At 43.9% G+C, this 14,652-nt stretch carries 12 protein-coding genes; 3 read left to right on the top strand and 9 right to left on the bottom strand.

The window, feature by feature from the left end; translation table 11 throughout:
- Nucleotides 1-13: 13 nt before the first annotated feature.
- Nucleotides 14-2,347 (bottom strand): ATP-binding protein, encoded by a 2,334-nt coding sequence (locus tag IX91_RS08480; RefSeq protein ID WP_004746214.1) that lies wholly within the window; start codon nucleotides 2,345-2,347, stop codon nucleotides 14-16.
- Entirely contained in the window at nucleotides 2,334-3,395 is a 1,062-nt protein-coding gene (locus IX91_RS08475) for a cytochrome-c peroxidase (protein ID WP_004746213.1), read from the bottom strand. Before IX91_RS08475 ends, IX91_RS08480 begins: the two co-directional genes overlap by 14 nt.
- Nucleotides 3,396-3,580: 185 nt before the next feature.
- On the opposite strand from IX91_RS08475, the gene IX91_RS08470 reads away from it, so the two are divergent.
- Nucleotides 3,581-4,132, top strand: coding sequence for a sugar O-acetyltransferase (locus IX91_RS08470; protein WP_004746212.1), 552 nt, complete (start codon nucleotides 3,581-3,583; stop codon nucleotides 4,130-4,132).
- An 83-nt stretch (nucleotides 4,133-4,215) separates the two neighbouring features.
- Entirely contained in the window at nucleotides 4,216-4,584 is a 369-nt protein-coding gene (locus IX91_RS08465) for a VOC family protein (protein WP_004746211.1), read from the top strand.
- Nucleotides 4,585-4,660: 76 nt separating this feature from the next.
- Here IX91_RS08465 and IX91_RS08460 read toward each other — a convergent pair whose 3' ends face one another.
- Nucleotides 4,661-6,559 carry a PLP-dependent aminotransferase family protein gene (locus tag IX91_RS08460; RefSeq protein ID WP_004746210.1) on the bottom strand — a complete coding sequence of 633 codons (1,899 nt, stop codon included), beginning with the start codon at nucleotides 6,557-6,559 and terminating at the stop codon, nucleotides 4,661-4,663.
- A gap of 415 nt (nucleotides 6,560-6,974) precedes the next feature.
- On the opposite strand from IX91_RS08460, the gene IX91_RS08455 reads away from it, so the two are divergent.
- Nucleotides 6,975-8,867 (top strand): methyl-accepting chemotaxis protein, encoded by a 1,893-nt coding sequence (locus IX91_RS08455; RefSeq protein ID WP_004746209.1) that lies wholly within the window; start codon nucleotides 6,975-6,977, stop codon nucleotides 8,865-8,867.
- Nucleotides 8,868-8,956: 89 nt separating this feature from the next.
- On the opposite strand, the gene azu is transcribed toward IX91_RS08455, so the two are convergent.
- From azu to sufB, 6 genes are all read right to left on the bottom strand, one after another.
- Nucleotides 8,957-9,409, bottom strand: coding sequence for an azurin (gene azu, locus IX91_RS08450; protein ID WP_004746208.1), 453 nt, complete (start codon nucleotides 9,407-9,409; stop codon nucleotides 8,957-8,959).
- Between the two features lie 126 nt (nucleotides 9,410-9,535).
- Nucleotides 9,536-9,961 (bottom strand): cysteine desulfuration protein SufE, encoded by a 426-nt coding sequence (sufE, locus tag IX91_RS08445; RefSeq protein ID WP_004746207.1) that lies wholly within the window; start codon nucleotides 9,959-9,961, stop codon nucleotides 9,536-9,538.
- Nucleotides 9,962-9,966: 5 nt separating this feature from the next.
- The gene (locus IX91_RS08440; RefSeq protein ID WP_004746206.1) at nucleotides 9,967-11,199 is read right to left on the bottom strand and encodes an aminotransferase class V-fold PLP-dependent enzyme; all 1,233 of its coding nucleotides are present in this window, start codon (nucleotides 11,197-11,199) and stop codon (nucleotides 9,967-9,969) included.
- Nucleotides 11,192-12,463 carry a Fe-S cluster assembly protein SufD gene (gene sufD / locus IX91_RS08435; protein ID WP_004746205.1) on the bottom strand — a complete coding sequence of 424 codons (1,272 nt, stop codon included), beginning with the start codon at nucleotides 12,461-12,463 and terminating at the stop codon, nucleotides 11,192-11,194. Before sufD ends, IX91_RS08440 begins: the two co-directional genes overlap by 8 nt.
- The gene (gene sufC / locus IX91_RS08430) at nucleotides 12,438-13,184 is read right to left on the bottom strand and encodes a Fe-S cluster assembly ATPase SufC (protein WP_004746204.1); all 747 of its coding nucleotides are present in this window, start codon (nucleotides 13,182-13,184) and stop codon (nucleotides 12,438-12,440) included. Before sufC ends, sufD begins: the two co-directional genes overlap by 26 nt.
- A 4-nt stretch (nucleotides 13,185-13,188) precedes the next feature.
- Nucleotides 13,189-14,652 carry a Fe-S cluster assembly protein SufB gene (gene sufB / locus IX91_RS08425; RefSeq protein WP_004746203.1) on the bottom strand — a complete coding sequence of 488 codons (1,464 nt, stop codon included), beginning with the start codon at nucleotides 14,650-14,652 and terminating at the stop codon, nucleotides 13,189-13,191.

Genomic DNA, 14,652 nt, shown 5'->3' with positions numbered 1-14,652 from the left:
TTTGTTCATGAGATTATGCTTGTTTTGTTGAGTGACTTAATTCCAAAGTAAGCCGCTGTGCCTGATGGAGGTTAACCAACATCCGGTTGATCAGTTGCTGCAAGTGTTCAACGTTGGGTAGCTCGCTGTTTTCACAACTCTCTTTTGCCACTTTAGCCAGAGCAAGCACTTCTTCAAGCTCGAGCTCTGACGCAGATGTCTCGATTTGACTTAAAGCTTCAATTAGCAATTCTAAGCTTGAACTTGAATAGGCTTCAATAAGTTGGTCAGTTAAAGCATTAAGCTTCGTTTTTAAACCGATTAATAGTTCTAGCTTAGTCACGCGACTCAATGACGGGTCATTAAAAGATGAACTGGCAGACAACTCTTCTTCTGTAAGCGCGAGTTGGCTTGCGGGGTGACGAATTAAAGGTACAACCGTGCTTCCCTCAATTTCTTGATGCGAACTCGCCATAATTTCACGAGAAAACTGTTTTAATGCGAGCTCTAGACTCGGTTTTTGAAGGGGTTTTGTGAGTACGAAATTAGCGCCCGCGTCAATTAGCGAGTCGTGAGCTTCTTTGAAGACATCTGCCGTATATGCGAATATCACTGTATCGAGTTTGAGTGTCTCTCTTATACGTTTGATGGTTTCAACACCACTGAGGTTGGGCATGTGGTTATCAATAACAATGAGATCAAACTGTTCGTTCTCTAAAACCTCAAGGGCTTGCAATCCGTCTTCTGCCCACGTGATGTCCTGTGCGTAGTCTTTAAGGAAACCTTTCGCGACAACGGCGTTGACCCGGTTGTCTTCAACCAAGAGTATTCGTTTTTTATGTAAATGTTCAGTGTTGTTCAGAGAGGCTTCTTCGATATTACTTAAGTCCACGCGGTCTTGTTGGACTTCGAGAGGGAGGAAAATATCGAATTTAGAACCATAGCCAACTCGGCTAGAGACTGAAATCTCGCCCTCCATTAAATCGACTAGCTTCTTCACAATCGAAAGGCCTAGACCTGTGCCGCCGAATTTTCGGGTAGTAGAGAGCTCTGCTTGCTCGAAGGGAATGAAAATATTGTTTAGCTTGTCATCTTCAATACCGATACCCGTGTCCGTAACGGTAAACAGCACACCGACTGAACCCGAATCGTTTATTTGGATATTGACCTCAACTTTGCCTTGTTGAGTGAACTTAATGGCGTTTCCAATCAGGTTGAATAGCAGTTGCCTTGTACGAGCCACATCCCCAACCAGTTTTAAATCGTCGGATGGGTAATGTGGAATAGTCAGTGTGATGTTCTTTTTCTGAGCCAGTGGTAGTAAGGTGCTTTCTAAAGGCTGAACAAGCTCTCTCAACGAAAATGGGGTATGTTCGAGTTCAAGCTTACCTTCTTCTACCTTTGAAAAGTCGAGAATGTCATTAAGCAGTGTGACCAAGTGATTACCAGAGTTAATAATTATATCAGCGTGTTCTTTGGTTCTAGATTCGTTGGTGTCGTCACGAATCATCTGTGCGACACCGAGGACACCACTCATCGGCGTTCTTAGTTCGTGACTCATCGTGGCTAAGAAAATAGATTTGGCGTGATTGGCCTTCTCCGTTCTATCAATTGCCTCTTGATAGGCGTGGTTGTTCCGTTTTAACTCTTGTAAGCGATGTACATAGGTGTAAATCACAAATGCGGAAACAACGATAGCTAGAGTAGCGAGTAACTGAAACACTTTATTCTGAACACTGATCGCTTGTTGCCTTAGTTGTTTCTCGGTATGTTCGACAAACTCTGAATTTTGGGGCGATAGTAGTGCTGTAAAGAGTTCACGTCTTTGTGTGTCTACTTGTTTAAAGGTTGAAACCGTTGATTCCAATTTGGCGGGAATGTTATCCAGTTTCGAGTTTTGATGTATTTTCTTGGCCATGGCATCTCGCTCTAAACTAGAACTCTCGGTGCCGAGTTCTATATGTTCTAGAACTGATGTGAGTAAGGCATCTTTAACAATAATCAGCCCGACTACCTTATCCAGCGTTTCTGACAAACGCAGCAAAGACTGGTGGAACAGGGTCATGACTTCACTTGTTTGTTTTTTGTAGAGGCCAAATTTGGACGTTTCTTGGTAGTGAGTGAGCAAATCTTTACTCTCCTTTTCCAGATTGACGATTTCAGCATTTAGAAAGTACGGGTCTAGCTGGGGAGAGAGGGCATGATTGATTACTGCGTCACGAACTTCAATGAGTTCATGACCTAATGCGCTAACAGAAGAGGAGTATTGACTAATCTGCTTATGTTCTTGGTAGAGAAAGTACACTAGAGTGCCAATTGATAAAGACAATACTGAAGCGAGCGAAAACAAGATTTTAGTAAAGTTCATTTTCAAACTCCTCAAGGATGGCAGGCCGTTCGGCCGTCAAGGTATTTAAAAAAGCACTAATAGCGTCTACTTCTTTCGCTGTCAGTGAAAGTCCAAGCTGACTGCGCGCCATAATCTCAATAGCGTCTTCAAGGTTGTGTGTTTGCCCATCGTGAAAATAGGGTGGGGTTGTGGCGACGTTCCTTAGACTTGCTACCCTAAAGATATACATGTCTTCCGGCTTATTAGTATGCATATGACGGCCAGTATCAGCGGAACGCTCTTGTCCGTTGTACTCCTGTCCATACAAGCCAAATTTCATCACCATACCACCTCCGATATTGGTGCCACGATGGCAGCGAATACAGCCGTGCTGTTGGAAGAGTTTCCATCCTTCTATTTGCTGCGTGGTTAAGGCACTTTTATCGCCGGATAGATACTTGTCAAAAGGAGAGTCTGGTGTGACAAGGGCGTTCATAAACTCGACGAGCATAGATTTAATTGTCGCTTCATTGACTTCGACTTGCTGCTCATCAAAGAGTTGGGAATATTGAGGGGAGGTTGCAACATATTCGCTGATATCTTTCCAATTAGAGTTCATCTCTACGTTGCTGTGTATAGGGCCATCAATTTGAGCATTCAAAGAGTTAGCTCGTCCATCCCAAAAAAAGCGGTAGTTCAATGCTGCATTAAAAACGGTAAGAGAGTTTCTATCTCCGCGCCCTTCGACACCAGTAGACACTGCGGTTGGCTCTGCCCCATTACTACTCAAATCATGGCATGATTCACAGCTGATTTGCCCATTGGAAGAGAGTCGCGGATCTTTGAATAGTAGCCAGCCTATTTTTGCTTGAGCCTTATCCACTTGATGGTCTGAAGGGATTGGAGACACAAGATTTGAACTTGGAGATTGGTCTTTCCGAATATTTGCTGAAAGAGTGTGATGCTGGTGCTCATCGTCGTGGCTATGAGCGTTTTCTCCGCTATACAGTATTAGCCAAAATAGCGGAGCGATACCTACCAATGCTATGGCAAGTATTATGGCAACTGACCTTTGATTTTTTGTCATTTTTATTAGTCCGTACTTTCTAAGCCAAAGGTATTTTTTATGGTTATAGCTATAAATATAGTTTCATATTGGCGTTGTGCTATAAATTTCGACTGAAAATAGGAAAACTGTTTCTCTGTCTTTACTCTTTTTAAGCTTCTATAAAGCTGTTAGCTTCGCAGTGTCTTAATCAAAGAGTAGTTGTCATGTCTGAACTAGAAAAAATGATGTCAGGTCAGCGGTTTGATGGTGCTGATCAAGAAATCGATACGCTTCGAAATCATGCTTTAAATACATTGAAAAGCCTTAATCTAGAGATAGAGGCAAGCGAGAGGCAGAAGCTTCTCAAATCTCTATTTGCAGGCTTTGGTCATAGCGTTGTCCAATCTCCGTTTCATTGTGAATTTGGTAAAACCGTCGAAATAGGCGACAACACCTTTATCAATATGAATGTAGTTATGCTAGACGGGGCAAAAATTACTATTGGTGATAACGTACTGGTTGGCCCTAGCACGCAGTTTTACACAGCGTCACATTCGTTGGATTTTAATAAGCGAAGAGAGTGGCAAACGTACTGCAAACCGATTGTCGTTGAAGACGACGTTTGGATTGGTGGTAATTGTGTGATTAATCAGGGAGTAACAGTAGGAGCACGTTCGGTAATAGCGGCAAATTCAGTGGTGAACAGCGATGTGCCAGCAGATTGTTTATATGGCGGTACGCCAGCAAAACTGATACGGCGTTTAAATCAGGATTAATAATATTTGGCGGGTTTGACTCCTACTTGAACAAGTTCCAATATGCGCGAGAGCAAGCCGGAGTCTAATAAGAGAAGGAACTTATGATTAGTCACATAGACCATATCGTGCTGACAGTTTCAGATATCGACGCGTCAGTGGCGTTTTACCAGCGCGTACTGCTAATGAAGGAGCTTACTTTTGCTGGTGGGCGTAAAGCGGTTCAATTTGGTAACCAAAAAATCAACTTTCAATTACTTGGGCAAGAGCCAAGAAACAGGGCAAGAGTAGGCTCTGGAGATCTGTGTTTGATCTCTTCATGGAAAATGGAAGAGATCATCAATCATCTTAAAGCAGAGCAAGTAACCATCGTTGAGGGGCCTGTAGAGAAGTCGGGAGCGACTGGCGCGATTGAGTCTGTTTACTTTCTCGACCCTGACTCAAACCTGATTGAGGTCAGTATCTACCTTTAAATGGATAGATTAACAGTTGCTTAGCTCACTTTAAGTGAGCTAAGCATATTACTAATATTCCAATGTTTCGAGCTCTCTAACGAAAGGACCGCCCCTTAAGTGGAAGCTGAATTTGTCTCACAGCGTTCTTCACTCTAGGTTTATGTACAGTCGTATGTTTAATCTTTTTAAACAGTCGAGTATCAAACGCTCCTTCCTGCTTTAAGTCTTCACATAAACTGTCTATGAGCTGTTTATCTACATCCCACATCGTAAAAAGGTGGACATAGTGTCGAACTTGATCAATCTCCTTGCCGTTCTCGTAAGTCGTCACTGTGGTGCTTTCTTTTGCCAAAGAATAGCGGAAGATAATTTCTTCGTTCGGCTGGCAAAATATGAGTGATAACGAAAGCGGTGTACGTTGCAACCATAGCCCTTCAGGAAGAGGTGATCCTTTTTCGGCCCAATAATCAGCAACCAGCGCAAGTTGCTCCTGAGCATATTGGGCGACTTCTTGAGCTTTCATTGTCAGCCTAATTTGCTCTTTGTAGCTATTGCGGGCGAAGTATTCCCATAACACTAATGGCGATAGCCCATTTCGCGAGCCTGCAAACGTCGTGTCTGGTGAACCAATATATTCTGGGTTATCCGGAGGAGAGACCATATACTGCTGCTTGGTCATATAGACACCCGTTGGCCACGGTGCTCCGGGAAATTTATGCCCACTGGTTACAATTGAATGCACCATAGGGTTAGTAAAGTCGAAATTAGGACCAGTATAGTCACCATGCTCTTTAAAGAAGGATTGGTACTCATCACAATCTTTCGCCATTTTTATGAAGGGGACATAACTTCCTCCAAGCGCTCCGTCAATATGAAGCCAATAGCCAGTCCGAGTCTCATATCCATGAGATGGGTCGTCTGGATCGATAGGTACTTCTCTTTTCCATAGTCCATTTCTTTCAAGGATTGGTTTTAGCCTGGCGGTAATTGTCGAAACATCATCATATGCGCCTTTAAATGTTGTTCCGCAATTGAGGACTAGAAGTATTGGGTATCCTCTTTCAGCAAAGAAAGTGACGTATTGGATTAGTTTATCCACGTCTATTGCACCAGAGCCTGCAGGCAGCGCAGCGGTTGGTCCTTCTGATTCTACTTCAGTAGGCCAAGGCTTACCCGGATTGACCGGGTTCTCATCAGGATAAAGCCGATTACCAAGTTCACCAAAGGTCTCTATTTTCTCTACAGCCATTGCTTTGACGATGGAGTAGTGAGTGTCTTCAGAGAAAAACGCCACCGGAGTGTATGCGTGAGGGGTGTGGATTGGTGGAGAAGGGTGGTGTGCATACACTTGGCAATTTGAAATTGTTTCACCATCGTCGGTTTCAGCGCGTATTTCCTCTTCTAGCAGCATCACTCCGCTGAGATAATCTCGCGCATTTAACATGCCGTATAAATTGCCTTCTGTACTCCCCATAGTGAGTACATAGCCCCAATAGCTTTCGCCTACTCCTTTTTGGAAGTTGCCATCTTCATCTATGTAAGGGCCTTGCGATGGCCACTGAGCGTTCCAAAGTGAAGCGTAATAATCGAGGACAGAGCGCTCGACGCACTTAGAGTTGATCGTATAGTTGCCATTGACGAATGGGTCACCAACATTGTTTAAGCTGACGTTAAGAAAAGGCGCTAAGCGGTTTTTATAGCTAATATTCTCTTCCGTCTGATAGCCTAAAAACCTTTCCTTCTGTGAATCGACATAGGCTTGTATCTGTTCATAGACATTGTTTTGCTCACCGCAGTTTTGGCCTGTCGGTGGTAATTCAACGTCAAAGCCATTAATTGCCTGTTCGGTATAGTGAAAGTCATAGTTTCGCTCTGCGTATACCTCTATAGGATCAGCAGAAGGTGCGGTTATTTTACCTACAGCGAACTCTGGAACTTGTTCAATCCAAGGTGTTCGTTTCGGACCATAGTTTATATTGTTATCGTTACTCATAATTTTGCTCCAAGATTTAAGTACTTAGTATCAGGAACAAGCAGCGAGAGTGTTTTTCGCTACCTAGCCAACACGAAAACTCGTGTATAGGTGAATATAGACACTGAGTAGGGGCTCTATATTTATAGATCTAAAAGTATCTATGAGATCTCATATATTCAGCATATAAATGAGTGAGTGGTAAATAAGAATGATTATTTATACATTTCGCTAGTTAAATATTGAAAATTCACTCATCTGCAACTAGATGTTCTATTGATAACTCAGTTGCATACTGTGCAGGAAAGTTATCGTTGGCTGGGTGATGGGTTGATTGCGCGCATACAATAACAATATGGCGCCGCTACATAACAACTAAAACAACCGAATGTCATTCATAATTCCATGTTAGCTCGCTTAGCAAGTGAGGTTTATGATGAACTTAGGCTTTAAATCAAGGATTTACATTGGCGTTGGCACTTTGGTTGCTGTGTCATTGATCGTATTAGGTACGCTGAACATCTTAGCGATGAGAGACAAGATGATTGGCGGCCTTGTTTCTAAAACATCAGACAAACTGAGTTTTCACGTATCAGAACTCGAGCAAATGATGCAATTCAAAACAAATGCCATTGCTCAAGGTGCCAAGAGCTTTAATTCCCGGCTTAGTGACACGGAAAACCAACACCTTGTTACTTTACTGGCAGAGAGCAGCTCTATTTCAAACGTCATTATGACTTATGATGATGGACGCACTTATATGTCATTAGATGGGACCAAGTTTGATTTTCGCACCAGAGACTGGTACCGAGCCGCAAAGAATGCTTCTGGTGTTTCACTAACCGATATCTACCAAGATCAAGTCACTAAGCAAAAAGTGGTGAGCGTAACCATGCCAGTGGTTGAAAGTGGTCAGTTTATTGGAGTTCTTCTGGGGGACGTCCAGTTAGGTGATGTTGTAACGGCAGTAAGTAACATGCGGTTTGCTGGTGGAGCGGCAACGCTCACCGATAGAAATGCAGTCTTTTTTGCCAGTGATGATCCTAATGATATTGGGCGAACGCCATCTCAAATTAGTCCTAATTTTCAGGAAATGGAGCAGATGTTCTTTGCCGAGCAGTCAGGGCATTTAACTTTCCCATATTTAGGTATTCAATTTGACGGCTACTTTGAGCGAGTGAATCTAGCTTCAGGTATGTACTGGACGTTAATGGTGTTTGTCGATCAGGAGTCTGCCCTGACCGATGTTTACAGTGCTATGTACGAATCTTTCGTAACTGGCGGACTATTGCTCCTTATCAGCTGTGGCGCTATTTTCCTCATCCTCCGTTACGCATATCGTCCGTTACTGAAGCTCAAATCAGCGGTTCTCGATCTTTCTCATGGTAATGGTGATTTGACTCAAAGATTGGATGTTAATGGCGATGATGACTTGGCGCAAATCAGTGCGGGATTCAATAAGTTTGTAGAAAACCTGCAACAAATGATGCTTCATATTTCTCATGCGAGTGAAAACATCTCTGTAAGTGTTGAACAGCTTGGTTCTACGGCTAGAAGCAATGAGTCCAAGCTCATCTCTCATTCGAAAGAGACTGAGCAGGTCGTTACCGCGATTACAGAAATGAGTGAGAGTGCGCGAAATGTGGCAGAGAACGTTAATCAGTCAAATCGTATTACTGATGAAGCCAGTAAAGAAGCCATATCGTCTTTGAAAATAGTAAATAATGCAGTTGATACGGTAAGTGCACTCGTTTCAGAGGTTGATGAGATGTCCAACAGCATCATGCGCATGAATCAAGACGCAAATAAAATCAGCAATGTGCTCAATGTTATTGGGGAAATTTCAGAGCAAACAAATTTGCTTGCTTTAAATGCCGCAATTGAGGCCGCTAGAGCAGGGGAGCAAGGACGAGGATTTGCCGTGGTTGCGGATGAGGTTAGGGCACTTGCAGCAAGAACTCAGAACAGCACGATGGAAATCTCAGATATGCTCAGCCAACTACTAAGTGGGACGGAGAGCGTCGTTACTGCCATGGACGCAACGAAAAACCAATGCCAAGAAACGGCAGATAAAACCTCAGATGTTTCTCAAAGCCTCTCCATGATGAGCGACTCCGTCAAAGAAATTGATGATGTGAGCACTCAGATAGCCGCCGCAACAGAAGAGCAAAGTACCGTGGCCGAAGAGCTAAGTAGAAACATGTTGTCTATAAGAGATATTGTCGAGTCACTTGTCGATAGCGGACAAGAAACGGTACAGGCAGCAGAAAGGCTCAATGATACTAACGACGATCTTAAGCGTCAGGTAGCCAACTTCAAACTTAGTTAACTAAAAAATATAGCTGGGAGAAGTACTCCCAGCTTTATCGATATTACGCTTAGCTAAGCGTAATGTTCTAACAAAGCTTGAGTAGATATTTACTTAAATTCGAATTTACCCTTCATGATTGCCCAGTGGCCAGGGAAAGAGCAGAAGAATGAGTAGTCTCCACCAGCTTTCATTCTTTCTGTACTAAAGGTAATGGTTGTTGACTCGCCACCACCGATGACCTTTGTGTGTGCATAGACACGCTCGTCGTTTGGCTTAACATAGTCGTTGCTTGCTCCAGCAGACATACCTTCCGTACCAACTGCTTGAAGTGCAGCAGTGTCGGTGATAACGACGTTATGGCCCATTGATTGAGCTGGCAATTTACCCGTATGGTTGAGTGTCAACTTAACCTCTTTACATGTTGCTGGAACACTAAGAGTGCTGGTTGAAAACTGCATCATATCGTTGGCATCAACAGATACTTCACACTCGCTATTGGCTTGAGCTCCAAAACTTAAAGTCGCAAGGGCTAGAGCTGCAGTAAGGTTACGAAAAGACATATTTAGATTCTCCATTATATTGTGTTTTGTTTACATCCGACCTTTTCTCAAATAGCTCTTATTATCAATTGTCGATCGAAAAAGTGTGCGATTCTTTAAATAAATGTCTACAGATCTGGATTAACTTCAAAGAGTTGGCACACCTTGTTGGTAAGTGAAAGCTAGACTACGAACGGATTTTACTATCGCCTCTAAACCCTGAGTTCGCCCAGGAGTCAGATGCGATTTGATATCAAGTTGTTCGAACCAGTTGTGAATATCAAAAGAAAGAACATCCTCAGCGCTTTGGTTGTTATAAGCGACTAAGACCAGTGACAGGACACCTTTAACGATAGAAGAATCACTGGTCGCCTTAAGAGCAATTTTTCCGTGTTCATCTAACTTGCTACACACCCAAACTTGGCTTTGACACCCTGCTACTAAATGGTCGTCGTCTTGCTTTTCAGCGGGATATTCATCTAGTCGTTCACCAAGTTCGATAAGGTACAAGTAACGCTCTTCCCAATCTACGCAGCGGTTAAAGTTTCGGATCACTTTTTCAGGTGTCATCATATTAATCACCTTAGCAATTGGTTGATTCGACGCAGAGCTTGGCAGAGCTGGTCGATATCATGGGGTTGACTGTACATACCGATAGATGCACGACATACAGAAGATTGCCCAAGTCGTTTGATTAATGGCATCGCGCAATGGTGTCCGGTGCGAATGGCAATGCCATATCTGTCTAAGAAGGCACCAACGTCAAATGAATGAAGCCCATTGAGGTTAAAAGAAACTAACCCTGAACGATTATTTGTGTCGCCGTAGATCTCGATGCCGGGAACTTGCGATAATGAATGATCCATGTATTTCATCAATTGCGTTTCATAGACAGCAATGTTTTTTAGACCAATACTGTCTACGTATTCGATGGCAGCGCCTAGGCCTAATATTCCGGCAATATTGGGCGTACCTGCCTCAAACTTCCATGGAGCTTGACCATAAGATGTCCCAAGAGGCAAGGTGACTTGGTCGATCATTGCGCCACCACCTTCCCAAGGGGCCATGCAGTCTAGGTGCTTTGATTTTGCGTATAAAACACCAGTCCCTGTAGGGCCGTAAAGTTTGTGAGCTGAGAAAGCATAAAAATCACAATCAAGGGCAGTCACATCGACTTCTTGGTGCATAACCGCTTGAGCGCCATCAACAAGCACAGGAACGTTCGCTTTATGTGCCAGTTTGACCACCTCTTTAATCGGGTTAATCTGGCCTAAGACATTTGATACGTGGCTAATCGCAACCAAGCGAGTTTTGCGATTCAAAAGGGTCTTTAGTTCAGATAGATCAAGATGACCTTGGCTGTTCATTACCCAGACTCGAATTTTAACGCCGCAGATGTCAGAAAGAAGCTGCCATGGCACCAAGTTCGCGTGATGCTCCATCTCTGTGACGATGATTTCGTCTTCGGCATCCACTTTAGGTCTAAGGTAGCTGTTAGCCACTAGGTTAATCGCTTCGGTTGTCCCTTTAGTGAAGACAATATTGCTCGCCTCTTTTGCATGTATAAAATCTGCGACTTGCTTGCGTACCAACTCCATATCTTCCGTTGCTTTAGCACTTAAGTAATGGGCTCCGCGGTGCACGCTGGCATATTCACGTTGATAGAATTGAGTCATGCGCTCGATAACAGAGTTTGGTGTTTGTGCTGTGGCTGCGGTATCTAAGTAGACGAGCGGTTTTCCATAGACTTCAGTTGTTAGGGCAGGAAAATCACTTGCCCATGGGCTTTCAAGATAACGCAAATCAACCATGACGGATTTCTCCATGTAATGAGTTGTGTAGCTGAGAGATAACGTAATTTCGCAAGCTCGGATGGTGAATCTTATCTGCAACTTCGCAGACGAACGCGGACATCAACATTTGCTCGGCATTAAAGCGATTGATGCCTCTCGCTCTCATATAGGCGATTTGGTTTGGGTCTAACTGACCAGTCGTTGCACCATGGCTACATTTCACATCGTCAGCATAAATTTCAAGTTGAGGTTTGCAGTTGACTTGTGCGTTGTCGCTGAGCAGTAAACTATGTGTGTCCATTTGACCATCGGTTTTCAATGCAGTTGGATCGACGTAAATCATCCCGTCAAATACGGCGTTGGATTGATCACGACCAATAATCTTGTGCATTTGCTCACTTTGACAGTGAGGGGCGTTGTGCTTGAGATAGGTCCTTGTATCAAAGGTTTGCTTATCGGTAGGCAGCGAGATACTGTTCATGGCAATTTCGCCATTGTCTCCACAAAGCTCACTGCTGGTTTGGGTTCTTAGCAATAGACCTGAAAGCAATAGCGAGGTTGAGGTAGCTTTTGCATCTCGCTGAAGGCGAATGTCGTTGTGCCCCAAATGATGCTGTTGAGGTGACTCTTCGATCAGCTTGGTGTGATGAAAACAAGCACCTTCTCCAACGTAGTTGGTTAAACGTGACAGCGTTACTCCACCACCTTGAGCGAGCGATATGTGATGCTCAACAACCTCAAGCTCTGAAAGTGGTCCCATTTCTATGTGATGACGATAACTGCACACTTCACCTTTCTGACCAGAGCTAATATGCAGTAGGTAGATTGGTTTATTGACTTGCGTATTGGGCTCAACTTCAATCAAGACTCCGCCAGTTGTGGTGGCATCGTTGAGATGAATGAATGCGTCTGGGCGAACTGATCGCGATAGCTCATACGTTTCCACTGAAGTCAGAACGTTGAGAGGAGTGACGCGAACTTTAGGTATCCAATCAGAGCACCTTGCAGAGAAATGTCCGTCGAAGAAGACGAGTCGGTAGGCGTCTATTCCTAAGCTTAATCCTTCATAAGAGATATTATCGGCCGATTGAAGCATCGCTAATTGGAGTGGCAAGGCATTAAAATCATTGAGAGAAGTATATTTCCACGCCTCGTCTTTTGAAGTAGGAATTCCTAATTCAACGGCCTTACCAAACTGCTTTTTTTGCCACTCTTGAGGTTGTACTAGATGCGCCAAAGATTCAAAACCGTGTTGGTTACTCTTCACCAGTAATCCACCCATAGCCTTTCTCCTCAAGTTCGTGTGCCAAAGTATGATCGCCAGATTTGACAATCTTGCCGTTATAAAGAACGTGCACATAGTCGGGCTTAATGTAGTTAAGAATGCGCTGATAATGAGTCACTAGAATAAAAGCACGTTTGCCATCTTGTAGGGCATTTACACCTGATGAGACTGCCTTTAGAGCGTCAATGTCTAGGCCAGAATCAGTTTCATCTAGAATACACAGGTCGGGAGAGAGCACTGCCATTTGCAAAATGTCATTACGCTTTTTCTCTCCTCCAGAGAAGCCTTCATTGACCGAGCGTTGAAGGAGGTCTGTTGGCATTTTCAGCAGTTGCGCTTTTTCCTCTAGCAAATCTTCAAAATCGAAGCGGTCTAGAGGAGGTTGGTCTCGATACTCACGGATTTCATTTAAGGCAGTATTAAGAAATAGCTTGTTACTTACTCCAGGTATTTCAACTGGGTATTGAAACGCGAGGAACACCCCTTCGCCAGCGCGTTCCTCCGGATCGAGTTCAGTCAGATCCTTGTCTTTAAAGACAATTTGTCCGGAGTCGACTCGGTAATCATCTTTACCTGCGAGCGTGGAAGAAAGGGTACTTTTACCCGAGCCGTTTGGCCCCATAATGGCATGTACTTCGCCTGGTTTTACCGACAGGCTAATGCCTTTTAGAATCGGGCTGTCTTCTACACTGACGTGCAAATCTTTAATTTCTAACATTGGATTATCCCACGCTATGTTCGAGGCTGATTGAAAGCAGTTTCTGTGCTTCAACAGCAAACTCAAGGGGTAGTTCTGAAAATACGTCTTTACAAAATCCGTTTACGATCATTGAAATAGCGTCATCTTCGCTGATGCCGCGTTGCACACAGTAAAAGAGCTGATCTTCACCAATTCTTGATGTCGTGGCTTCGTGTTCAACTTGTGCTGACGGATTTTTAACTTCGATGTAAGGGAAGGTGTGAGCACCACAATCTGTACCAATTAACATGGAATCACATTGCGTGAAGTTTCTTGCGCCTTCTGCTGTGGGTAATATTTTTACCAAGCCTCGGTAACTGTTTTCGCTCTTACCCGCAGAGATCCCTTTGGAGATGATAGTTGAACGGGTGTGCTTACCAATATGTATCATCTTGGTACCAGTATCGGCTTGTTGGCTCCCGTTGGTTAAAGCAACTGAGAAGAACTCACCAACGGAGTAGTCACCCTTAAGAATGACGCTTGGATATTTCCAAGTGATAGCGGAACCTGTCTCGGACTGAGTCCATGACATTTTGCTTTTTCGACCTTCACAAACTGCTCGCTTAGTGACAAAGTTTAAGATGCCACCTTGGTTATCTTCTTTGCCAGAGAACCAGTTTTGTACTGTTGAGTATTTCACTTCTGCTCGGGCATGGATAATTACTTCTACTACTGCGGCGTGCAACTGATAGGTGTCGCGCATTGGTGCAGAGCAGCCTTCTATATAGCTGACATAGGCACCTTCATCGGCAATTAAAATGGTACGCTCGAACTGGCCTGTTTTGGCTTGGTTGATTCGAAAGTAAGTCGATAGCTCTCTCGGACAACGTACCCCTTTAGGAATGTAAACAAAGGTACCATCGGAGGCGACGGCTGCGTTTAGTGCAGCAAAAAAGTTATCTTCTGCTGGTACGACTGTCCCCAAATATTGCTGGACGAGTTCCGGGTGTTCTTGAATCGCTTCACTGAATGAACAGAAAATAATCCCGAGCTCTTTTAGCTCATTCTTGTAGGTGGTTGTGACTGAAACAGAGTCAAAAATGGCATCAACCGCAACTTCAGCCCCTTCACGAACTGGCACACCTAACTGCTCGAATGCGGTTTCAACTTCTTTGGTCAGGTATTCATTTGATCCGTCATCATCACAGTCAGAATCACAACTGGCGCAGCTTGGTGCTGAGTAATAGCTGTAGTCTTGATAATCGAGATTAGGGTAGTCCGCTTTGAGCCAGTGTGGCTCCTCCATTTGTTGCCATTTCCTAAAGGCATCTAGCCTAAATTGAAGCATCCAATCAGGCTCATTACGTTTGGCTGAAATAGCTTTAACAACTTGTTCGTTTATCCCTTTGGATAGCGTGTCGGAGGAAAGCTGCGTATAGAAACCCTCCTTATAGTGACTGGTTTGGAAGAGTTCTTCTACTTCAGGCTGTGTCTCAACTGCACACAT

This window comes from Vibrio tubiashii ATCC 19109 (assembly GCF_000772105.1).
GTDB lineage: Bacteria > Pseudomonadota > Gammaproteobacteria > Enterobacterales > Vibrionaceae > Vibrio > Vibrio tubiashii.
The sequence above is the reverse complement of the archived record's forward strand: the minus strand, read 5'-3'. Positions and strand labels throughout refer to the sequence as shown.